27 protein-coding genes are annotated in these 22,117 nt (G+C 55.1%); 8 read left to right on the forward strand and 19 right to left on the reverse strand.

What is annotated here, in order from left to right; translation table 11 throughout:
* Positions 1–88: 88 nt before the first annotated feature.
* The 12 genes from IFT54_RS05510 to IFT54_RS05565 form a co-directional block, all read right to left on the reverse strand.
* The gene (locus IFT54_RS05510) at positions 89–865 is read right to left on the reverse strand and encodes a hypothetical protein (protein WP_192069889.1); all 777 of its coding nucleotides are present in this window, start codon (positions 863–865) and stop codon (positions 89–91) included.
* Positions 865–1,224, reverse strand: coding sequence for a hypothetical protein (locus IFT54_RS05515; RefSeq protein ID WP_192069890.1), 360 nt, complete (start codon positions 1,222–1,224; stop codon positions 865–867). The genes IFT54_RS05510 and IFT54_RS05515 overlap by 1 nt, the downstream gene beginning before the upstream one ends.
* 21 nt (positions 1,225–1,245) lie before the next feature.
* On the reverse strand, positions 1,246–5,034 hold the full coding sequence (locus tag IFT54_RS05520; protein ID WP_192069891.1) for a tape measure protein: 3,789 nt from the start codon (positions 5,032–5,034) through the stop codon (positions 1,246–1,248).
* Between the two features lie 56 nt (positions 5,035–5,090).
* Positions 5,091–5,336, reverse strand: a complete 246-nt coding sequence (locus IFT54_RS05525; protein ID WP_192069892.1) for a phage tail assembly chaperone — start codon at positions 5,334–5,336, stop codon at positions 5,091–5,093.
* Between the two features lie 83 nt (positions 5,337–5,419).
* Complete coding sequence (locus IFT54_RS05530) at positions 5,420–5,854, reverse strand: hypothetical protein (RefSeq protein WP_192069893.1); 435 nt, start codon at positions 5,852–5,854, stop codon at positions 5,420–5,422.
* Between the two features lie 118 nt (positions 5,855–5,972).
* Positions 5,973–6,908: a phage tail tube protein gene (locus IFT54_RS05535; RefSeq protein ID WP_192069894.1), complete on the reverse strand. Its 936-nt coding sequence runs from the start codon at positions 6,906–6,908 to the stop codon at positions 5,973–5,975.
* 73 nt (positions 6,909–6,981) lie between these two features.
* Positions 6,982–7,428, reverse strand: a complete 447-nt coding sequence (locus IFT54_RS05540; RefSeq protein WP_192069895.1) for a hypothetical protein — start codon at positions 7,426–7,428, stop codon at positions 6,982–6,984.
* A gap of 1 nt (position 7,429) precedes the next feature.
* Positions 7,430–7,735, reverse strand: a complete 306-nt coding sequence (locus IFT54_RS05545; protein WP_192069896.1) for an HK97 gp10 family phage protein — start codon at positions 7,733–7,735, stop codon at positions 7,430–7,432.
* Positions 7,735–8,091 (reverse strand): hypothetical protein, encoded by a 357-nt coding sequence (locus IFT54_RS05550; protein ID WP_192069897.1) that lies wholly within the window; start codon positions 8,089–8,091, stop codon positions 7,735–7,737. The genes IFT54_RS05545 and IFT54_RS05550 overlap by 1 nt, the downstream gene beginning before the upstream one ends.
* A complete protein-coding gene (locus IFT54_RS05555; RefSeq protein WP_192069898.1) occupies positions 8,088–8,483 on the reverse strand; it encodes a hypothetical protein in 396 nt (131 codons plus the stop codon). Before IFT54_RS05555 ends, IFT54_RS05550 begins: the two co-directional genes overlap by 4 nt.
* Positions 8,484–8,559: 76 nt before the next feature.
* The gene (locus tag IFT54_RS05560) at positions 8,560–9,582 is read right to left on the reverse strand and encodes a hypothetical protein (protein WP_192069899.1); all 1,023 of its coding nucleotides are present in this window, start codon (positions 9,580–9,582) and stop codon (positions 8,560–8,562) included.
* 102 nt (positions 9,583–9,684) lie between these two features.
* Complete coding sequence (locus IFT54_RS05565) at positions 9,685–10,317, reverse strand: hypothetical protein (RefSeq protein ID WP_192069900.1); 633 nt, start codon at positions 10,315–10,317, stop codon at positions 9,685–9,687.
* Positions 10,318–10,392: 75 nt separating this feature from the next.
* On the opposite strand from IFT54_RS05565, the gene IFT54_RS05570 reads away from it, so the two are divergent.
* Both IFT54_RS05570 and IFT54_RS05575 read left to right on the forward strand, forming a co-directional pair.
* Positions 10,393–10,782: a DUF6232 family protein gene (locus IFT54_RS05570; RefSeq protein WP_192069901.1), complete on the forward strand. Its 390-nt coding sequence runs from the start codon at positions 10,393–10,395 to the stop codon at positions 10,780–10,782.
* Positions 10,782–11,288, forward strand: a complete 507-nt coding sequence (locus tag IFT54_RS05575; protein WP_192069902.1) for a hypothetical protein — start codon at positions 10,782–10,784, stop codon at positions 11,286–11,288. The genes IFT54_RS05570 and IFT54_RS05575 overlap by 1 nt, the downstream gene beginning before the upstream one ends.
* On the opposite strand, the gene IFT54_RS05580 is transcribed toward IFT54_RS05575, so the two are convergent.
* The 3 genes from IFT54_RS05580 to IFT54_RS20885 form a co-directional block, all read right to left on the reverse strand.
* Positions 11,289–12,017, reverse strand: a complete 729-nt coding sequence (locus tag IFT54_RS05580) for a minor capsid protein (protein ID WP_244648619.1) — start codon at positions 12,015–12,017, stop codon at positions 11,289–11,291.
* 93 nt (positions 12,018–12,110) lie between these two features.
* Complete coding sequence (locus IFT54_RS20395) at positions 12,111–12,362, reverse strand: hypothetical protein (protein ID WP_244648621.1); 252 nt, start codon at positions 12,360–12,362, stop codon at positions 12,111–12,113.
* Positions 12,362–13,819: a DUF4055 domain-containing protein gene (locus IFT54_RS20885; RefSeq protein WP_192069903.1), complete on the reverse strand. Its 1,458-nt coding sequence runs from the start codon at positions 13,817–13,819 to the stop codon at positions 12,362–12,364. Before IFT54_RS20885 ends, IFT54_RS20395 begins: the two co-directional genes overlap by 1 nt.
* A 114-nt stretch (positions 13,820–13,933) precedes the next feature.
* On the opposite strand from IFT54_RS20885, the gene IFT54_RS05590 reads away from it, so the two are divergent.
* A complete protein-coding gene (locus IFT54_RS05590; protein ID WP_192069904.1) occupies positions 13,934–14,653 on the forward strand; it encodes an Abi-alpha family protein in 720 nt (239 codons plus the stop codon).
* A gap of 444 nt (positions 14,654–15,097) precedes the next feature.
* Here the strand turns inward: IFT54_RS05590 and IFT54_RS05595 are convergent, their stop codons facing one another.
* Complete coding sequence (locus tag IFT54_RS05595) at positions 15,098–16,510, reverse strand: phage terminase large subunit (protein ID WP_192069905.1); 1,413 nt, start codon at positions 16,508–16,510, stop codon at positions 15,098–15,100.
* 90 nt (positions 16,511–16,600) lie between these two features.
* On the opposite strand from IFT54_RS05595, the gene IFT54_RS05600 reads away from it, so the two are divergent.
* Both IFT54_RS05600 and IFT54_RS05605 read left to right on the forward strand, forming a co-directional pair.
* Entirely contained in the window at positions 16,601–17,086 is a 486-nt protein-coding gene (locus tag IFT54_RS05600) for a hypothetical protein (RefSeq protein ID WP_192069906.1), read from the forward strand.
* Between the two features lie 128 nt (positions 17,087–17,214).
* A complete protein-coding gene (locus tag IFT54_RS05605; RefSeq protein WP_192069907.1) occupies positions 17,215–17,517 on the forward strand; it encodes a hypothetical protein in 303 nt (100 codons plus the stop codon).
* A gap of 88 nt (positions 17,518–17,605) precedes the next feature.
* Here IFT54_RS05605 and IFT54_RS05610 read toward each other — a convergent pair whose 3' ends face one another.
* On the reverse strand, positions 17,606–18,277 hold the full coding sequence (locus tag IFT54_RS05610) for a hypothetical protein (RefSeq protein ID WP_192069908.1): 672 nt from the start codon (positions 18,275–18,277) through the stop codon (positions 17,606–17,608).
* Positions 18,278–18,414: 137 nt separating this feature from the next.
* Positions 18,415–18,957: a recombinase family protein gene (locus tag IFT54_RS05615; RefSeq protein WP_192069909.1), complete on the reverse strand. Its 543-nt coding sequence runs from the start codon at positions 18,955–18,957 to the stop codon at positions 18,415–18,417.
* A gap of 235 nt (positions 18,958–19,192) precedes the next feature.
* On the opposite strand from IFT54_RS05615, the gene IFT54_RS05620 reads away from it, so the two are divergent.
* On the forward strand, positions 19,193–19,585 hold the full coding sequence (locus tag IFT54_RS05620; protein WP_192069910.1) for a hypothetical protein: 393 nt from the start codon (positions 19,193–19,195) through the stop codon (positions 19,583–19,585).
* On the opposite strand, the gene IFT54_RS05625 is transcribed toward IFT54_RS05620, so the two are convergent.
* A complete protein-coding gene (locus IFT54_RS05625) occupies positions 19,558–20,070 on the reverse strand; it encodes a terminase small subunit-like protein (RefSeq protein WP_192069911.1) in 513 nt (170 codons plus the stop codon). The two genes, IFT54_RS05620 and IFT54_RS05625, sit on opposite strands and share 28 nt — an antisense overlap.
* Positions 20,071–20,153: 83 nt before the next feature.
* Between IFT54_RS05625 and IFT54_RS05630 the strand changes: the two genes are divergently transcribed.
* On the forward strand, positions 20,154–21,005 hold the full coding sequence (locus IFT54_RS05630; protein ID WP_192069912.1) for a hypothetical protein: 852 nt from the start codon (positions 20,154–20,156) through the stop codon (positions 21,003–21,005).
* A 33-nt stretch (positions 21,006–21,038) separates the two neighbouring features.
* Positions 21,039–22,100, forward strand: a complete 1,062-nt coding sequence (locus tag IFT54_RS05635; RefSeq protein WP_192069913.1) for an AbiJ-NTD4 domain-containing protein — start codon at positions 21,039–21,041, stop codon at positions 22,098–22,100.
* Positions 22,101–22,117: the final 17 nt, after the last annotated feature.

Raw genomic sequence — 22,117 nt, forward strand, 5'->3', positions numbered from 1 at the left:
CGGAGAGTTTTAGGTGTGGCACCGTCTAGTGGGGTGACTTCGAAAAGAATGTTTTGCGCCATAGTACATATTTACTCGGGCGCCAATTTCAGCTTGTGCTTAGGACATTGATCTCCACTGTGTTGGCATCCGTTCCAGGCAGTGATCCTTTGGCAGAGGAAGTCACGCGAGCGAACACCGCCTGGCTCTGAACATACAGACTGTCGGTATCAGGGATGAATACAAAGGGCTGAAATGTACCAACGCGGCGCAGGAATGGAAACCAATTAGTAAAGAATTTAGCATCGGTGATAAAGTCCAGCGTTACCTTCCAGCCGATGCGGACGTTGTAGATATCCACACTTGTGTAGCCGGGGCCAGTTTCTACGATGCTGCTATCATCAAACGTGATTTCGGCGCCCACGTTGACGCCATCTGTTTCCACACGTTTGCCGATTACGATACGTTGTGCCTGTACGTAGGTTGCAGGATTGCCCGTGCTGGTAATGTCCATCCGGACAAAGGGACTGGCAACAACTGCGCCAAGTAGTTTGAACGACAGTGCGCCACCGGTAGGCGCTACGCCGGTCCAGGCATTGAATGTCTGGTCAACCGTGAGGCCGCTGGTTCCGTCAACCGCCGCTGCTGTTGCGCCTGCGCGAACTCGGATAGTGTCGGTGGCACGCAGGTTGCTGCCTACTAGGGCAAACGTGTCCCATTCGGTCACTGCGCCAGTAAGCTGCACCTTTGCATAAACGGTTGTCAGGTTGGCAGAGCGCCAAACGAAACCGGGCTCGTCATTGCGCGTGTTAGACAGTGGGGCAGTTGCCTGCTCGTTGGCCGCGAGAGCCGTGAACGGCAGCGGTGCTACAAAGACAGCCGCCATTAGCCGCGTACCTGGATAGTGGTTGTGTTGGCATCAATGTCACTGGCGTAACTGACAACCTTCATTGCTCGGCCATCAGTTGCAAACTTTGGGAAGTTGGGAATGAAGCTAGGTGGTCCACCAACAAAGCTATCGAGAAACACGATGCCTTCCAGGACAATCTCAAACGCCAGTGGCGCTGCATTGTCGGCCAGATATTGCGTCGCCAGTGCATCTGCTGTCGCGCCGTTCAACTGAGTGAATAGCGTTACCTCGCGAGCGCCCGAGTTACGCGCCTTTACCGCCGGGTTAGTTTTCGTGACATAGCGGTACTCGTTTTGAACGTGCGTAGCGCGGTTGATATCATAGTCTGTGGCCATATATGTATTTACGCCTCCCCCTTAGAATGCGACTGTGGAGCGGCCATTCATGTTGCCGTATCCGGTATTGTCGTTGGTCGCATTATTTTTGGTCCCGCTGCCGGCAAGTGAACTTGCAATCTGCCTTAGGTAATCGTTGGCAATGCTCTGCTGAGCAGCCGCTACATTACCTGCGTCCGTGATAGCCTGTGCCGCTGGATCGCGACCCGACGCTACATTGAATGCCGTAGTGGCGTTGGTGATCGCGCCACTTGTCAGACCCTTCAACTGCGACACAATATCCTGGTACTGGCTGCTGTTCGTTGCATAGACATCGCCAGCACCACTGATGATGCTTTGTGCCAGTGCCGTGAACTCATCTTGGTTGACTGTCTTGCCTGCTGCCAAGTCCTGCTTGAACGTGTCCAGCTTGCCCATGTTGCTGGCCAACTGGTTGAGCGCCGTTACACCACCGGCATCACCATTCAGGTCTGCAAGTAGGCTTTGGAAGCCGCTGACTTGCTCTTTGAATACCTCGTCCAGCTTGGCTGCACGATACTGGTCAAGCTTGGTCAGATCGGTTGTGGATGCGCCAACAGCGACCATGCTCGTCCTGAGTGCGTCGATACCTTCTGTAACGCTCTTGATTGCTGCGCCTACGGGATCGGTCATGCTGGCAAAATCGGCCATCGCGGCCTTCCAGTTTTTGACCAACGAAATAGCGCCGTCGATATCTAGGGCCGCAATGGCCTTTTGTGCTAGATCGTCCAGACCACCCAGAACGCCATCCTTGATCGCATCCTTGATCGCATAGGCGATTGCCTCGGCCTCGGTATCGAACGCCGCAACGCTGCCGCCCTTGACTGCCCCACGGCCTGTGGGATCGACACGGTACGCGCCTGCCTTGTGGCCAGGACGATAGCCAACCGATACGCCGCTAAGGCCGGTGATCTTTGCGCCTAGCTGGCTCGCAATATCGTTGAGCTGGCCTGCGACGTTGCCTGCTAGGGCAGTGGCAACCGCCTTTTCTTCCTTACCCCGGCCGGTTGCGTCCATGCCCACAAGGTTGCCCTTGGCATCCATCGTGAAGCCTGCGCTGGCCTTCTTTTCCTTCTTGAACAAGCCGCCGACGACGCTGCCAATGGTTCCGCCAATTGCTGCGCCCAGGGGGCCGCCCACAGCACCACCGATGGCACCGCCAACCTGACCGCCCAGCTTGCTCGTCTTGACACCGAGAGCCTTGCCTAGACCGGCGATCTGCTCGCCAATCTGCATACCCGCCATTGCGCCACCAACAGCCTTGCCGATGCTTTTAGCCGCTGCGCTGTTTTCACCAAAGACCTTGGTGAACTGCCCAGAAATATCCTCCTTGGTGTTCTCGAAGTTACCAATGCTCTTTGACACGTCGCCAACCCCGTTGACAAAGCTGCCCAGTTTGCCGCCAATGATGTTGCCGATAGTGCCCAGCAGGCCAGCTATCTGACCCATCTTCTGCGAGAACTCACTGCCAATCTCGGCCATGGTCGTCCGGAACTCTTGGCCAGCCTTTTTAACGCCAGCCTGGAATGCCGCGGGACTCAACTTGGTAGCTGCGTCCTTGCTATCTAGTGCAGCCGTCAGGCCCGCCAGCGTCTTATCATAGTCAGCTTTTGCCGCACCCTGACGATCCCCAATGGAGCCGCTGGTCTTGAGTGCGTTCTGGCCATAAGTGAAGCCCTCGCTGGCCATTGCTTTCATCTTGGCAGCTTGGTCGTCCAGCTTCTTGTTTTGTGCGTCCAGTAGGCCAACGCGCGCTTCATCGGCTCGTAGCTGCGCCTCGCTTGCCTTGTATGCTGCGCTTTGTAGATCGACGCCTGCACGCTGCGCTGAGTTGCGGAAGTCAGCTACCTTCTTTTCAATCGCAAGCTGCTCTTCGGTTGCGCCGTTCAAACGCAACTTCAACATCTCTTCCTGACCTGCGTAGTCCATGGACTTTTTGTTATGGTCGTCCAGTGCGGCGGTTACGAACTTGGCAGTGCGGGCCTGCTGCATCAGATCGGCTAGTTTGCCTTTCTGGGTTTCAGCTTCTGCGTCGCCAACAATCTTTGCTAGTTCAAGCTGCTTTTTGTAGTTCTCCGCTTCAATAGGCAGTAGCTTGGCTGTCTCAACCTCGCCCTTGAGGGTCTTCCAGAACTCAGCTTCCTTCTCGGCCTTCTTTTCCGCGTCGGACTTGCCGCTGTCCTTGTCGCCCTTCTTGGGGTCGGTAGTAGGCTTGATGATGCTGCCAGTATCCAGCCGCGCTACTGTCCTGCTTCGTCCCGACAAACGGGCAATCGCTGCGTCTGCGCCTGCTACGTCATTCCTGATGCGCGTTGCGCTGCGACCCACAGCATTCATTGCCCTTTCGGTGTTTGCAAAGCTGCCGCTGATGACGCCGGGGATGCTCGACAGGGCCGCGCCAATATCTGTCAGGCTACCTGCGTTCAGGATTTTGCTGACTACCGTTCCAAGGTTGCGGAACATACGCATCACGTCGTTGATCGCGATGCTGAACAGCGCAGGCATCTGGCTTACGACGAATTTGACGCCGCGCATGATACCCATGATGCTGTTGGTCCAGCTACGTCCGCCAGTTTCAAAGCTGACGCCCATCCAGTTTAGCAGCGTCGTGAAGCCGTCGCTGAACAAGCCAACGACACCGTTTACGATACCAGCGAAGGCACCGAACACAGCCGCAACCACGTTACCGAATACTGTCACGCCCTGAGCGACGAGATTGAACGTAACCGTCAGGCCGTCCAGGATGCTGGTTCCAGCCGATGCACCGCCATGTAGGGACAGCCAGAGGTTGCCCAAGCTGTTGAGGACAGAACCCACTGCGCCGACGATCGAGCCGATGACGCTGCCCATTGCGGCAAACAATGGCGTTGCGGCGCTGACGCCGCTGGCGATGCTTTTTAGGATCTCTTTGAACGACGCGCCAAGCTGACCGGAGCCAATGGCAGAGAACGCCTGGAAAACAGCATCTTCGACGTTCGACATGGCACCCTTGATGGTGTCCATCTGGCGGGCCATTGCACCGCCGAATTTCGTATTGCCCAGGTTCTCTAGGTACTTCTGGATGCTGGCTGCGTCCTTGCCCACGCTGGTCGTGACACCGCCAAACGTGAATTTGACCTTGTCGCCTTCCTGCTTGGACTTGATGCCGAACTCCTTGAGGCGCTCAAACTCGCCGGTAGCCGCATCGGCAACCGCTTCGATCATCTGGTTGAGGGGCTTGCCCATCGCGGCAGCCGTGTTGCCGAAACTGGTAAGCGCGCCCTCAGTGGCCTGGAGGCCCAGGGTGCGTAGTTTGGTGAAACCCTCGACAGCCTGGCCTAGATCGAACGGCGTCTTGGCCGCGAAGTTGACGAGGGCCGCATAGCTCTCTTCGGCCTTCTGCGCCGACCCTGTTACGGTGAAGAGGTTCGCTTTCCAAATCTCGACCTTCGCTGCTGCATCAATGGCCTTGCTGGCAACCGCGCCAATGGCCAGTGCGACGCCTGCAATGATCGCGGCCTGTGGACCCATGCGAGCCAGCGTGCCGGTGAGGTTTGCAACTTCGGGTGCTGCGCCTGCTGCTCGACCGCGAATGTTGTCCAGTACGGAACCTAGGGCACCCCCGTGACCCGATGCGCCATTCATGCTGCCGCCCAGGCGGTCGAACGTGGATTTTAGATTGTCGTTGGCGGCACCAGTGCTGCTGCCCTTTTTGCCGATCCGATCAAGAGCCGCGTTGACGCGGTTTGCACCCGCCTCTGCGCCGGTTGCGACGATATCAATACGAATTTGGGCAGTAGCGTCGGCGCTCATGGCGTCTCCCTATTAGAAGTTCGCCAGTATTTACTCGGGGAAGGCGCGGAGCGCGGTTAGCTGGCCTTGCTGTTGCGCTCCATGCGCTCGGCCATCTTGTTTACGTAGTGGGTATCAACACGTCGCATGATCCACACAAACGCTTCTGTCTCGTCTGGTTCGAACTCCAACACACTGTCTGCGTACCAGACGATCTTGTCATAGGGGATCTGACCCATTGCCATGCCATTTACCCGCATGGTTCCCAAGTCATGAAACGCTTCCCACAACAGTGGCTTTTCAATTTGTGGAGCCGACTTCATACGCGCGATGGCGTACTGGTTGCCCTTCTCTGCATCGGCGGCAATGGTGGGGCCGTCGCTGCCCCACCAGTCGAGAAAGGCGATTAGTTTCCCGCGTCAGCTTCCTTGGTTGCTGCTGGGCTGGCCTTGTAGTTGCGAACGTCCTGACTGACTTCAATTAGCTTTGCGGTAAACCAAGAATTATCTTCATCAGCCAGATAGTCGAATGCCAGTTCCTTACTGAAGGGAATTTCCTTGTCGTTTTCGTCAAGCATGCCTTCCCAGCCTTGAACGCAAACCTGGACAAACGAATATAGGCCAGACTGTTCTCCGCTGGCCTGGGTGTCCTTGGCGTGTTCGCGGAGGTATCGGTCGTTCTCAACCTTGAGGAACTTGTTGTGAATATCGAATAGCGATGTAGTCCAAACAGGATAAACGTTATTCAATTCATCGGTGAAGGTGTGTGCAACACCCTTCGATGCCTTCGTGGCGTCAAAGCGGTTGATCTTTTTGAATGTAGGCTTGGCCTTGGTAGTCATTGGTAAACCCCTCCGGTTTGTATTGTCCGATATTTACCAATCAAGGAAATGACGCTTACCACTGCTGGTAAGCGTCATCCTTAGTGACCTGAGAGGGAGAGGTTACGAGGTCACAAACTTATAGCTGAGTGATAACCAAGTCAGTTGCCTGCGTGGCGTCGTAGCCAGCAGTAACTTCGATATTCACGAACGCGCTTTCACTATCAAACTCGGTAGTTGGAATGCTTGCGAAACCAGCAGGGATCGAGATACCAACACCATTGCCAACTGCGCCGATGTTAAAGCTGAATGCCTGAGCTAGACCGGTCAACAGCGCATCAACTGCAAAGCTTTCACGGTATGCCTTGAGCGTCAGCTTAACAGTGCGAACGCCGTTGGTGCCAATGCCGATGGAAGCGTTGGTTCCAAGCTTACCGCGTGCAACGCGATCCTGCGTTACTTCCAGGCTGAACTCCGTGAACTGGATTGTGGTGTTGCCAGCAACAGCGATTGCGCCAACTTCCGAACCAGCAAACTCATAGGCAGCGGCAGGTAGAGCGGCGGTTGTCAGGGTGCTGTCAGTGGTCAACTGGCTGTTGGCAGTCGCGAGGTAATCAAACGAGACATTGACCTCGTCGGAGAACTTACCGCTGATCGTCATTTTGTTGACCATGCAACCCGATGCCACGTCCAGCAAAGCTGCGCCTGCTGCGCCAGACTGTAGAAGGGACATGATGCTGAACGTGCTGTCCGTTAGGCCAGCCTTGAGCGTCTTCGTACCAGTGGTGGTGAACTTGCCAGACAGTGCGCTTTCCATAAGTGTGTAAAACACAGGAGCGGCCTGTAGGCGGCTTTCCAGCGAACCAGTACCAGTGACCATGCCACGACGCATACCGTTACCGGCACGACCTGGGCGCTTGGTGTTGGAAGCGATCTCGTTTGCAGAGAATGCCGCAACAGACTGATCGGCCTTAGCGGGGATTTCGTAGGCGCTTGCGCCTGTAGTTGGTAGAACGCCAGCGACGGTCTCAGGTACGAGACGGAACGTTACGTCCGATGGGGAAATTAGTGCCATGCGGCCTCCTCAAATAGTTGACGAGCCGCAAGAGTTGGCTCGTAACTATTTATGAGGAGCAGTGGGCCTGGACTTAGTTGCCGGAAGCCCGCCGCTTGCTGTGCCACATCACCATTGCGTTGATGAGGTGGAACTTTTCTTTGTACTCACTGGACGTGCTTTTAAAATCGTCGATGAGTAGCTTTTTGTCTGCGCTACGCCAGCGGCGGAACAGCTTGTTAAACTGGTCACGCAGGTCATTGCCCGGTCCTGTGTAAAGTCCCTTGGGAATGAAAATCTGAAACGTAGCTGTGCCGTACTGAGCGAACGTCGGATCTGACCCCAATGACGTTTGCGTGGACAGGCCGGGATTGATGATCCACCTCGTCCACAACTGCGTGTCGTCCAAGTCATCATCGGGCTGGTTTTCAACCAGCATCTGTTCGTCAGAGAGCACCAGCGTTTCGCCCTCGCGTAGCGAGTAGGTCATGGGGGAAGACCAAAAGCGGGCGTTGAGAGCGTCGATATCTTTTTGCAGCATGTTACTTTCCCTTCACTGCGGCAGTGATTGCGTTCTCGCCCCAACCGGCTGGTGCCTGTGGCGAATGGCCGTTCCAGAGCGGCATCGCGTATTCGATGTTGTTCTCGATTTTGCCGTCTTCGAATGCCTTTGTCGGCGTCTCGACCGTCCATGCTGCGCGGAAGTCGCCATCATCGACCGGGCTACCCATGACGAGATTGCGGTGAGCATCGAGCGTGACCTTTGCAGCTACCTCGACCTGCTTGGCCTCAATGGCTTTCTGGATTTTGCCGCGCTTGCCCATGAGGTCGCTGAGATCGATCTTCATTAAGACACCTGCGCCATGAACACGATAGCTTGACCCTGGGGCGCCACACGGGTGACAGTGCCGACGATCCACGGCTTGCCGGTGCCAATGACCAGTGTTTCCCCCTCAAAGGGTTCAGCGAGCATCGTAGCCACGCTGCGCGTCTCAGTACGCCCATCGACGCCCACAATCTGTGAAGGCGCTACAACGGCCCTTGTAGGGCGCGACGAGGGCTGGCCGGTAACAGGAAGCGCGCGTCCCGCACGTTTGGCATCCAGTGACGAGGCCGCTGGCGCAGTGGCAGTCAGCGTTGCGGCTGCGCCAAACTCGTCCAGCATCTCTACGGCCAGAGGATAGAATTCCTCGTACAGGTTCATCGGATCAGCCTGCCGATCGCGAAGCCTGCGGACGTTGTAGCAGTGCGGAGAAAGGGGCGGATAACGGCGGTCAGGTAGGGATATGGATCGCTTGGTGCGGCGACGTACTCGGTTTCCTTCTTAAAACCTGCGCCTTCCTTGCTTTCCTTTTTGATCGCTTGCGCGCCTGCGACTGCTGGCGGTTGCTTCTGGAAGATTGCTGCTAGGCGGCAAACCAGCCCGTCAAAGACCCGTTGCTCGTCGGCGTCCAGGCTAGACCTGATTGGATACGCGGAACGAATATAATCCTCGGCATCAATCAATAGTGCAGCGGCCTGTGGGGCGTCTAGATCAGCCCAGGCTTCGTTGCCGCGAATTTCGTTGTAGGTAGTTGCTTGTTCCAATGTGGCCATGTTGTCCTCCACACGTATTTAACGGATGCCGCTCATGGAGAAGCCCCAGTGAAAGCTGGGGCTTCTCTGTTTGGGGTTAAGCCGACAGTGGGGCTTCGATTACGACCAGGGGAATGTTCTTCTTGTCGCTTACACGGGTCCACTTGTTCGCAGTGCGAAGCTCAGCTTCGGTTGCGCCACCATTGGATGCCACAGTTCCGGAGAAGCTGTAGCCAACTGGGTGGAGAATGTCCTGCCAGCGGAAGTAGACAGTCGACTGACCGCCGCCGTTACCAGCCGATGCGTCGCGCTCGAATTCAACTGGGTTAGTTGCTGGTGCGCGGCCTACATGGAATAGGTCGGTGCCCAAACCATACAAACGTGCAACAGTCTTTGTGCTGACAACCTTATCTTCAAACCGGTCATCGACGATCAGTGGAAGACCACCGAACGAGCCGAAGCCAAGGTCTGCGCTTGCAAGAGGACCAGCATTACCGTTGACATAACCAGCAATGTTCTGGCTTGCCATTAGCGCCTGGGTTGCCGAAGAAACACCAAGAGCCTTGATGGAGGCCTTAGCATCGCCAAGCTTCTGAAGCCCTGCAATCAACATCTGAATGTTGAACACGTTTACGGTGTCAGTGATTGTGATCTGCGAACCGTTTGCCTTATCAGCGGCAACAATGCCGTCCAGGATTGCGAACATGCGAGCAGTTTCGTCCTGTGGCATGTACTGGGCACCAACGCGCTCTGCGATGTTACCAAGCGGGTCCTGACCCATCAGGTCAACTACAAGATCCATTTCCGAGAACGAGATGTTGCGGTGAGTACGGATGGCATCGTAGGTACGAGTGGTCAGCTTCAACGGTGTGCTGTGCATCGTTGGATCATCATTACTGATGTTAGCTGGTACGTATGGAAGCGCGTTCCAGGACTGGACCGTGGTGCGCGAGCCTTCGCCAGCGGCACGGCTCTGAAACAGGGCGTCGGACTTGACCACGCCAGCGGCGCGGAATGGGTTTGTAGATGCGTTGTACTTCTCTTCGATAGCGCCCCAGATCACCGGTACGGGAATCTTTGCGATATCAGCGAGCGTCGTTACGTTTGCTGCGGTGAACATAGGTATTGGTCTCCAATTGTTGAAACACGGCTCAACAAAAGGAGCCGGGAGACGCGTACTTCTGCGTCTCCCAGGTATTTATGCGGCTGACATCACGTCGACTTAGTTAGACTTCAACTCCGGCCTGCCCAGTTGATCCGCCAGTGCATTTGCCTCGGCAGGGTTCTCAACCATTAGCTTTCCAAAGTCTGTGTAGTTAAAGTTTTCTCTGGTCATGCGAGGAGCCTTAGTATTGCTGCTGTTTCCAGTTGCTCCACCGCCGCTGTTGTCGGACGCACGGCGGTAGTGAGAACCAACATCGCTGCCCAGGTATTCGCTGGCAAAGTCGGCAATCGGCTTGCCGTCGATAGTGGCCACCGCTCCATCGTACTGGACCTTGCTTTTGAGGATGGCGGTAAAGCCTTCGCCAAGTTCCTGACGAACGTTACCGCTTGCCAATGCCTTGGAGATTTCATTGTCGACACGGATGGTCCGTAGGTCGCCGTCGCTGGCATCTAGCTTGGCTTGCAGCTTGGCTAGTTCCTTGGCGTGCGCGGCTTTGAGGGCATCTACGTTGCCGCCGCTTTCAGCAGCACGGGCTTCCGCCTCGTCCTTTTCGTCAGCAAGGGCCTGCACCTTTGCTTTTTCCTTCTGCTTTTCGGAAAGTAGTTCCTTGTTCTTCGCGCGTAGCTTCTCAATTTCGAGGTCGCGCGGGTCAGTGCTGTCTTGCTCGACAGTCTCGTTCTTTTCAGACATTGTAATCCTTCTCCGTCACTGACGGTTCTGGGTTACTCCCACATGGGAGCGTAGATATTTATGCAGGGGGCAGTCTTGGTCGAGTTTCAATCCGGGGTCGTATCAGTTGACAATAAGTTCGCTCGGTTCGGGAGCAAGTCGTTCGCCGTTAACAAGATCACGTCTGTTGATGTCCGAAGTGAGGTCACGCCCGCTGATACGAAATGGAAAGGTCTAGCGGCGCTTGCGGCCCTGCTAGTCATTGTTGCCGTAACCAACTTGCAGATCGCGCCGCTTTGCGTATTGATTGCACTAGTTCTTGCTTATTTCGCATGGGTCGGTTTCAAGAAAAGTAAAATCAAAACTGTTCATCGTCTGTTTGTCGTCACGTCTGGTTCGGAAGTGCAGGCATATGAAACGTCTGATGGTAATGAGATCGGAGATTTGCGTGAGGCAATCGAGAACGCTATGATTGCAAGCAGCTGATGTTTTGCCCGGATGCGTTAGTTTGGGGCACAGTTGCCAATTGGGTTTCCGGTTTAGCGACGACGTTTGCGGCTTCGGTCGCGCTGACTGTGGCGTTGTGGAACTGGATTAAAGATCGGAAAGATAAGCAGGCCGCGAAGTTAAAGGAGGCTGAGACCGAAAACGCTTTGCTTACGGAATGTCTGTTTCTCTATCGCTCAATCAGACAGGCTTCTCAGGATGTGCTTGATCAGTTTGTGAAAGGCGAGATTTCGTTCAATAGCTGGAAGTTTGTTTTGCAGGATGCGCGAGAGCGCGCATTGAGGTTACAGCAGCTACCGGGCGCTAATCTCAGGGCGTTCAAAGAGCTTGAGCAGGTAGTAAGAACGGGAAGTCATGCTGAAGAAATAAGGATGATGGACATGCCCGACGTCGAGACTTTGTTGGGAGCTATCGTCCATAGATGCGATCATATAAGCGCCGAGATCATTCAAAACCCTAATGGAGCTGCCCCGCTTAATTGGTGATTACGAGAGTATGCTGGGATATTTTGACATCAGCTGATCAAGCGTCAGCACTGTGCCATCGGCCTTGATGAAGTCCTGCAAGTTCAGCTTGCCGTCCCGATATAGCTTGGCGCGTGTTGGTCCCAAGATTGTGTCCTGGGTTGCAGGGCCTTTGTCGTTTAGCCACTTGCTGAACGTAGTGTCGCCAGCCACTTGGCCGTCCATGCTGGCACGCTGACCCGGCGTTAGTTCGTCCTTGTCCACGCCTAGTTCGCGAAAGCTCTTCGTCACTGCAACGCTGATGCTGCGACAACGGATATGGCGCGGCGGGATAGGGCCTTCGCCAATGGAGTGAACGGTGCCGCTAAGTGCCGCGCACGTTACGGTGGTGCGGCTATCCAGGGTGCTGACAAACTGCCAGCCTTTGACAATGCTCTCGTTGGCCTTCCAGGTCGCTTGCGCGGCTTGGTTGCTGACGTGCGTGGTAGCAGTGCGAACGATCGATTGCGCGGAACGTCGGCTAATATCCAGAACGCCATCGCTGTAGCGAGCAGCCTTGGTTCCACGAATGCGGGCAACGATCTTATCGGTGCCTTCACCCTGAACCATACCCATACGAACTGCGGCGTTGATGCGCTCGATGCGGCCTGCTTCCATGCCCTCGGCCCAACCAGACAGGAGCCGGCCTTCCATGGGCGCGTTCTCGACAATGGCACGAAGACGAGCGGGCGCGGGCAGCGTGGTCGCCATATCGACCACCAACGCGTTATCCAGCGCGGCTTTTTGGAACCCGGCTTCTACGCCTGCGAAGTCGCTGAGTTCGTCAACGAGCTGGTCGTGTACCTAGCCATAGATCGCCCGGTTGATGTCCCATAGCTCATCGAGCATCCGGTTCAGCCGTGCAGTGGTCGCAGGCCCAACGTCGTAGCCACGCTCTTCAATGGCCGCGAGCCGACCGGCCAGCTTTTCCAGGATATCGGCATCTGCGCTGTTGAGCAGGGCGACAATGCGATTGGACAGGCCGTTTCCGTATCTGCCCAATTCGATTGCGTGACGGATCGCTGCATCTCGCAGCTTTTCGTTGGTCGTCGCCATTACAGTACCGGCGGACGATCAGTGGTTTCCATTTTCGTGCGTTCAATCTCCCCTTCGATATCCAGAGCCGAAGAAAGGATCTCACCGTCAACGAGGCTGTGAAGAAGCTGAGAATGTGTGATCGCGCCAGCGGTCCACATCGCCATCAAAGCCGTCATTTCTTGCGGTGTCATCTGCTGAGGAAGGAAGTCGGTATTCAGAGTATATTTCAGGTCCGCTGCTGCTGCGGGATCGGCCCATAAGGCGAATTGCTTTAGCGTGCGCTCCAGCTTGCGGCTGATCGTCCTGGTAAAGCCCGCAAGTGTGGCATTCTCTGCCGCCCGACGTAGCATCTGCGTCTCAGGGGCCTCGGGTGCAGGCTTCTCCGGCGTCATAATGGAATGACCCAGCGTCGATAGCTCGTCTTTGACGATCCGGAGTTCGTCGGTGATTACCGACGCGCCAGCACCACTGAATTCCAGATACTTGGCCTCTGTGCCTTCTTCAGGGAAGATCCAAGCTGCGCCGGGGGCGACATTCAGCTTGATCGGGATCTCTTTGCCGTCTTTGTCCTGAGCGGCCTTCAAGCCGGTTACGACCGGGATCGGCGCGGACAGAAAGTACAGAACGCTAGTGAGGAGACCCTGAATACGGTAATGTTGTAGGTTCAAGTCAACGGCGTGCTGTAGCATCGACGGAGTTGGAACTAGCTTGTCCGATGTAGAGATTAGATAGAATGGAATTACATTCAGCGGTGCATTGTCGCGAGTTGGTGTTGTAATTGGACCGGGTAGGAATGCGCTGCCCTCTTTCTTCCAGACACGGACTTGATAAACGCCATCATTCAGCATCAGTTCGCGAACGCGCTTGCCCTCGTTTTCGAGCAAGCGGACATAGACAATCTGCCGCGCTTCGTTGACGATACCCGGGGTGATTTCCAGAATGGTTTCGCCGCAATAACCGGCGATGCGTGGACGGTAGCCTTTGCTAATTTCGTTCGCCGCGCTGAGCGTACTCTTACCGTTTACATCCTTGAACAATTCCTTGGCTGGGTGATCGACCAGCAAGCCGGTAAAGTTGGTAATCAGCGTTTCGCGAACTACCCACTCGGCCAGATCGTCCAGGCTTTGCAGGTCAGGTGTGATAAGCTGCGCGAGTACCTGAACCCGGACACTTTTGGTGTTCAGTTGAGCCGACTTGCGAAAAATCAGGCCACTTAGGCCCTGCGCGATCTTAGAAGCGGCAGGTAGGAAGCGAGTACGGTCTAGAAAAGCTTGGTATTCCGCCAAACTGTCATCGGGGTTGGCTTTCGGCAAACATGCCGTTGCGAGGGCTTTTACGGCTTCCTCGCCGTCAACGAATGCGCGATTTCTTGACCAGCGGGGATAGGCACTCGCAATAACGGAAGTAGGTTCGTTGATCTTGCGCTGCTGGTTATCCGGGGATGGGTTAAACGTAGTCGTGGTTTCGATAGGCACTGTAATCCTCTTGCCATAGGCATTGCGGGGCGCGTCACGGACGCGGGCATGGCAAGGGGCACGGCTCCCGCCGTAGGTATTTACCGAGGCCGGTGCCTGTGGCAGCGTCGAAAAATGGATGCTTTAGGTCTTGGAAAAGCTATCGATCTCGTGAGAGATATGATGGCCCCTGTCGGTGGCACGTTATCCGAAACATGGTCCGCTCTGATTGGCGACCGCGTTGCCTATTGGCGCGCCAAAAACGCCATGAAATATCGGCCGCTTCTCACCGAGGAGGCATCTCGCCTTGGTCTCAAGCTGAACGCTGCTAAAATTCCGGACAAATTTGCGTTTGCATGGTTCGAGGAGGCGACCAAGCAGGACGAACCCGAGATACAAATTCTGTTTGCCCGCCTACTGGCACGTGCCGCTGACGCAGACTCGTCTTCAACCGGCGACCGGCGAATGATTGATATTTTGGCACGCCTTACGCCCGGCGACGCGCTACTGTTTCAACGACTTTATTCAAATCAGCCATTTCCCGATACAGGGTCTTACAGCGATACAAAGGGCATCGGTCACGAAAGTGAGAAGGGCTGGCCAGTGGACTGGCTTACGTCTTTGCTCGGCCATGTGCACGTGGGATACGACCCGGTATCTCTAGAGAACCTGGTTTTGCAAGGATGCTTGAGCCGATCGCTTCGGCTCGATTTTAGCCGGAGCGGAGGCGCTGTTGCTACTCCAACACCCAAGCATATCGCCTGGGGTAAGGAGATCGCTGATCGCGTTAAGCAACGCGAATATATTGAGGCAACCGACTTAGGAATTGCCCTCTACGCCTCGGTTAAAGAATAAGAAAGTCACCGCTGTAGCAAGGTTGACGAATCGACAATCATAGCCCATTTGTATGAGGCACGCCCTGGAAGGGACTGGATTGACTGTCCAACACCTCGACCAGACACGCGTGAAACATTGTGCCTAGTTCAGCGGCAAGGCCGTGTCCCTTCCTGTGGCTGGGGCTATCGAGCGGGAGGTCGCACAATGCCATGCAACGCGGTCATGAACGCTTAGTGTGGGTCCGTAATCTCGCAAACGGGGATCAATCCGTTTAGGTGAGGCGCTTACCGCAACCCTTTGGGTCGTGGCCGGTCGCGGCCTTGAGGTTCTTAACATGAGCATCAAGTCCGAAATTAAGGTTACAGTGGGAATCAATGTTGCACCCTGTCTCTGGGCACTAGTTGCATTAATTTTTCACTTCTGGCCGTAAGGCATAGGGCGGGGAAACCCGCCCTATGTTGCCTATCTTAGTCGAACAGTCTTGATCGGCGTGTAACCAGCGATCCGCTTTTTTTCGCCAGCAAGATCGAGTAGTTCAGTAATACCCCAGACTACCGCATCCATTCTATCTGGTGATTTACGGCGACTTGCTGGGCTACCCCAGTTACACATCTGAGCTTCCAATTCCTTGTGGCTTCCAACATGGTGAACGATGCGGCGTTCATACTGTGCTGCTACTGGCTCGGCTCGTTCGGTTTTGTTTCCCGTCTGGCCGGTAGCTGCGATGTTCTTCAACGCGGGCGCTTGCGGCCATACGAGTTGAAGCGTGCTGTCCAGCCAAGTACCAGCGGCGTTGCTTTCAACGACGATCCGCTGACAACCCCATTCGGTGTAAGCGTCACGGATGATCTCACATATCGTATTTGGAGAGCCGCGTTCGGAATAATCGGCTAGGACGTAAACGTGGCCGTCGTCGGCTAGGGCCTGGACGGTGATGCCCGTTAGATCGCTCTTGGGGTTGTTGGACTTTGCTGGATCGACTGCCACGGTCGTGCGGGTCAGGTTGATGCCCTGTTCAAACAACATGGCGCGGATGCGCTCGGGAGTGTCGATTTCCTGAGAACGAGGAACCCGGTTGTCGCGGAACATGGCTTCCGTGAACAAAGCGTTTTGGTTCTCGTCCGACCACTCGCCGTCAATGTAACGACGACGGGCTTTGGCTCCACCAGCCTTCAAACTGTCCAGGTAATCATCATGTAGATTGGCTTGATTGGCCTCTGCGTTGACCTTGAACGCGATCCACTGGTCCGCATTATGTAGTGCGTCCCCATCTTCTGGATTGATCTTCTGGATGAACGCTTTGTATTCCCAGTCACTGTAATAGCGCGGGTTGCAATCAAAGAACATTTTGTTGCGGAGGACTTTGCCGTCGATAGTCTCGCTGCGAGCGCGCAATCGCGAGAGCAGAGTAGAAACCTGCTCGTATGATAGCCCGGTCTCGTTACACTCGTTGATCCAGATGGTGTTGAACTCGTCACCCAGAACCTTCGTCATGCGGTTCTCGTCCAGGCCATCGAAAAACAACTTGGACTGGTTGGGGAACGTAACTGTCATGGTGGACAGGCTGATGTCGAAACCAGACTGATTTTTGAGGTCCGGCCATGCGGCATCTAGTACCTCGTGGAGGGTCTTATCGAACAGCGTCTTTTCGCAACTGTTGCGCGTTAGTCGGAAGATCGCGTGACGTGATCCGGGGGCTCGCATTGCGCGTTCAATAATAACGTCGAGCCAGAAGAAGCTTTTACCTCCTCCTGAACCCCCGTAGCCAAGTAGGAACTTGTAATCCGCAGTCGTGGCGATCTTGTGGGCCTTGATCTGATCGCTGTTACGCCTGCTGGTGTCGTGTCGAATGCCTTGTAGTGGTTTAGCTGCCATCGACTATTTAAGAGGATGGCGGTTTCGGCCATTTGCAGCCGTTGCGCTGCCGTGCAGGGCGGTTAGGATGCTTGGGGGAGATTTGGCCGGATGAAATTAGACAGGTGGAAGACACTGCGACCGCAAAACAGCCGGTCGTTCGCGATTGTGATTGTGGCGATCGTCGGCAGCTGGATATGGCGACAGGTCGATCCAGAGGGCTGGGCACCTGTGAGCGCGATACTGGGCTACTGGTGGATCATCTTCCCCGCTGGCATCGCCTACATACTAATCGACGTGCTGCTCATGGAGTGGTTTGGAAAGCGGACGCCGGAAGGCGTCGCGGAAACCTACGTTGATCCAACGCAGAAGCGGCTGGACGACATCGAGGCCGCGATAGGTCGATTGCACCGCTACGTTCAGGAGATCGACCCTGAGCTAGCGGAGGAGCGCGAGTTGGAGCGCACATTTATGAGCGGCAAAGGCGGCATGTTCGCGGGTGCGGATCATCACGACTACGTGCGGGCACGGGAAAAGGCAGGAAAGCGGACAATTCGGGGGCACAATATCTGGCGTGATCCTGACGCGGACGAGTGACGCTCATCCAGCTTGGTCTACAGGATTGACAGCGATTGCAGCTATGACCGGGGCAGCTAGGGTGAGGTGGTTCCTGCATTGGCGGCGAGGTAACGAGCCGTTTACCACCGGGTCGTTAGAGCGGTTGAATGGCAGTCCAATATCAGCACAGGTACCTACGTGGCAGCTATGCAGCGGTCCCATTCGCTGCTGGTGTGTTGGAAACGTACGACCAGATACAGGCTTGGTTCGACCACACGGTTAAAAATGACTACCATGTTGCAGCTTGCACCAAAAAGGGTAAGTTTGTTTTCGCCATTCCCAAAAATGATGATCCGGACTTTGGAGGCACTTGGGGAGGTCAGGGCTTGCTTGAGGAGAATGGTCGTCAGCTTGTAGTATTCTTCGCTGACCCCAAGGACGCTGCGCTATTCACGATCAGGTGGGGGTAGGTTTTGCGAGGGTGAAGAAAAATATGCTACCGGGCACCAGGGCTTGAGAGAATGGGAATAGCCCACCCCCTCAAGACTGAGCAGATGCTTAGATTTGTCTCGGAGGCGACCCTTGTAGGGTAGTGAACTGATCTACCCGGTTGCAGGCACTTTTCCACTGCGCGTTGTCAATCAGCGTCGTTCGAACTATTCTGATGGGCTTGCAATCTGGTATAGAACCTAGCGCCTTCTTGACCGACTTAGCCAAGCTATCTGGCATCCACGGGTTAAGAACTATTCTCTTGATCCATGAACGTTCTATATCAAAGCAGTGAACGGCTTTTTGCTCCTCATCGCTTTGATACAGAAGGCGGAATTCGCCCTCGTCGATGTATCCCTTTCTTTTCATGAATGGGAGTCGAAAGGCGTCGACGTTATCAAGCTTGGCTATACCATCTAGGGTCAAATACTCGACGTCCCCCCAGAAGTAATTGGGGTCAGTAAGCGATGAGAGTAACGCCGCCCGGTCAAGCTCGATGCATACTCCCTCGTTTGTCCCAGCAAAGACCTGCCAATGGTGATAAGTTTCCGGCTCCTGCGTAAAGCAGGCTGCATATAGCGACTTCTTGTCTACCTCATTGCAATAGGCGCGCAGAAACTGAGTGTCGTTTGTATCCTTCCAAGATGACGGGTCAAGTAGCGATACCCTGCCTTCAACAAGCAGGTCGATCGCGCCAGCCAGCGTGGTGTAGCGTTTTAAAATATTTTCGCGTTTTGTCATCTAATCCCCCGGGCGGTGTTTGCTTCACATTGCATGCCTTGGGTTTCCAAAAATTGAAAATAGATATTCGCGTCCGCACCCAGCGACACAGACGGGAGGGGTATATACACCCTCGGGATCTCCACCTCCTCGACCTGTCAACCGCTCAGGCTGGCACGATGAACCGTCATGCGGCTGCATCCCAGCGCCTTGGCAACCGCACCCGGCCCCATTCCCTCACCTAGCATCTCTCGCACCCTAGCAGGGTCTATGCGGGTCTTGCCGCCCTTGTACGTGCCTTTGGCCTTTGCGGCGTCGATGCCCTCTCGCTGACGCTCCTTCCTAATATCGGTTTCAAACTCCGCTACACTGGCGAGCACGCCAATCAATAGCTTGCCCATGCTGGTCGTGGTGTCGATGCCTGCCTGTTCGGTGCAGCGAAAGCCCACACCTTTGTGCGCGAGCAGTCGCACCATGTTGTGGAGGTCCACTTGTGATCGTGCAACGCGGTCCAGCCGTGTGACCACCAGTGTGTCGCCCTCGCGGACGAACTCCAATGCGGCCAAGAGGGCAGGCCGTTGGCTGGTCGTGCCACTCATCTTCTCACTGAACACCTTGTCACAACCAGCAGCGGTCAGTGCAGCTATCTGGATATCCAGACTTTGGTCTTGTGTGGACACTCGCGCGTAGCCAACAATCATGTAACATCTCCTCTAGACCCTCATGCTTTGTTGTCACATGAGCGTAAGAGCAACCGTGCTGTTACGTGCCGGGGTGTCACACAGTAGCCGCACAACACGGTAATCCCTGTTGTTACAATGCGGGCGTCTGTGAGGGTCTAAGAGGGCAGGGCTTACTAGGCTGCTGGATTGCTGCCTTGACGTCTGCGGCCCCTGTGCGAGTATCTGAGGCTATAATGAGAAAGAGGGTGGGTGAATGACCTTACTATTAGCTTTGGCGGCCATCAGCGGCCAGTTCGACCCGCTTAATCTCAAATTGCCGTTCAAAGATGTGGAGACTTTCATAGCCCATTGCGGCGGCCCTAATCCTGACGGCTATTGCAAGGGGGTCGTGTTAGGCGCTTACGATACCATCGCTCCAAACGATGAAGGTAAAGTCCGGGAGGACCTCGCGACAGTGGACTTCAACGATCCAAAACGGGTCAGCGTCGTAACTGTTCGCGTGATGAACAGGTTTAAGGCTTTGGTGCACGCCGTCCCTTACATGCCTAAGGCCGGCTACTTTGAATTCCTGTATGTGGCTGTGCATAGCTTATACGGCAAAGACAAGTGGTGGGAGGATCAAACGCCGTCGCCGCCTTCGCCCTGAATGACACCCATGTCCAGGATGACCGGCTGATGCTGCACAATGTCGATTTGCGCCTTGTCCCGAAAGCGGCGGTTTAGCTTGCCCAGTCGATAGCGCAGATGGCCCACTCGGGCTTCATCGCGTCGGAACTCTCCGGTGCTGCCTGGACCACCAGACAAGATGCTGTCCGCAAAGTCGTCCATTGTGCGGGCGTGGAACTCGTATGCGATATCCACTTCACAAAGTAAGTCGTAATCCTCACGGCACCAGCGGTTGAACGTGCTGTAACCAGGAAGGTGATCGTCCTGGCAAACTGCATGAAGGGCCTCTCCACATGCAATGCGATCTAGTATTTCCTCGATGACCGCTGGGGTCCTCACTGTGGGCTGTCCGGGTCGCGCACGGGTGGCCAGCTTGATCGCATCATTGACAGGACTGGTTAGCGCCTGCTGTTGTGCGACACACGGTAGGATATTGCTCTGTGATTGCTTGGTATTTCTGTCCATGCAGCTATTTAGAGGTCGTTGCTATCGGAGCGGATTGCTACGCCAAACGTTTACTAAGATAACGACCACACCAGGGGGATTGCATGGCAGATAACGAGGAGCCCGCGGCGGAGGTCGATCATTCGACCCGTGCGGCGGAATTGGTTTCTATCTTCAAAGCCTTAGGCGCTCTTCCCAGCCAACATATGGACGAGGCTTGGTCGAGGCTACTGAACATCCCACGATCCTCTGGCGAGTTTTACTCTGCCCTCGCTTCCGTCGCGCGATCCATAGACACTCTTAAAGCCGAAATCGCGGACAGCCACCTCCGCGATGCATCCAAAAACACATACTTGGATGCAGCGGGTCAGCTGTCGTTTTACGTTCAGACCCATCGGCTGCGTGAACTAACGACCGGCAATTTGCGAGCGGAAACAGATGCCTTTCGGCTTCTGACACTGTTGGATGACGTGCTACCGCCAACTGCAAACCGTTTTGTGCCGAAAGCTACATTGGCTGAGTGGCTTCAGACCGTTCAAGAAATGATTGATAGTTCACAGGACGCAATTTCAGACCCTGTGCTGCGCGGGTTTGTCGTACGACAACTGACCCAACTTCAGTGGGCGATTAACAACTACAAGTGGCTCGGCATCGACGGTATATCTCGATCGTACGGCGCTATGGCTGCCGAGTTGGCTCGCAGTACCAGTATGAAAGGTGCTCAGACGCCGGAGGCCCGCAGCTGGTTTCAGCGCGTTAAAAAGCCGATAATCGCCATGGGTGTGGGTATCGCGGCAACAAGCGCAGTGGTGGAGCAGTCTGATAAGCTTTTAACGCATGGCGGCCACATTTATGAGGCGATCACCGCCCAAGTATCGGAGAAGCCGACAAACGCTAAATCGCCGGGAACTGCGCTGACCAGTTCAACTAATCTGAGGAAGTTGCCGGGCCAATGAGGTTATTAAACTCGAAGGTACGGAGCGCATACTTTGCTAACTGATGCTTTCTTTCGTCGCTATGAGGATGTGCAAGTTTGGTCTCGCTACGGGCCGACGGAAGCTCGACTACTCGGCCAGCTCTCTCAGCTCGTCACGCTTGACGTTCACAAGCGGAATGAAGCGGAATTCAAGGAACGCGCAAAAGATCCTGCCGTCACAGGATTGCAAACCGCGCACGACCGGCTGGCGAGAGAGCTGGGCCGTGAGCAGCTTTCACCCAAGTACTGGTTTCGCAAGGTAGGCTTGCCAGGGGCCCTACGTGACGAAGCGATTGCATACCTGATCGAACGCCAGTTAGCGAACTACCTGACTGAAACTTGTAACATCGATTATAACGCGGATGGGTTCATCAAGGAACGTATCAGTTTGATCGAACTCGCGTTACGTGTTCGTGGAGAGCAACTATTCGCTACAAAGTTCTTAAATGTCATGATGGTCGGCGGTCAGGAAGTATGGGACAAATTGACGTTCGACTTCACAAATAGCGATCGTCATGCCCGGACACGCAGATTGTATGATGCAGCGGAAGCGGCATTCAATAACCACGTCAACGAGCTGAATGCGCGCTTTCAGCAGGGCGGATACCCGCTGTCATATCACAACGGCTTCATTCAACTTGTTCAAGATCAAGTCGTTACCGATCGGGTAGAAAAGCCGTTTTGGGAATTGGTTGCCAATCCCAAATGGAAAAATGCTGACCACCTCGTCAAAGAGGCGATCGACAAGCGCGACCGAGGAGATCGCGATGCCGTGACCCCCGCAATGCAAGCCCTCGAAAGCGTTATCAAAGTCATTAGTGGCGAGAAAGGGTGGGACACGGGTAACGAGCGCGGTGCGGCGAATTACATTAACAACCTCGTTACCGAGCGTGACGGCGTCCGATTTATCGAGGTCTGGGAGAAAGACGCACTCATGGATTTGTTCGGCCAAATTCGTAACCACTTTGGTCACGGACCAGGCAGCGATCCCCTTCCTAGCTTACTCCCCCAGCAAACTGACTGGGCAATCGACACGGCCATGGTGTGGATTAAAAGCCTCGTTCGGCGCTCCTAGCTCATGCGGTTCGCCGA

Source organism: Sphingomonas sp. CFBP 13714, assembly GCF_014842205.1.
Classification (GTDB): Bacteria; Pseudomonadota; Alphaproteobacteria; order Sphingomonadales; family Sphingomonadaceae; genus Sphingomonas; species Sphingomonas aerolata.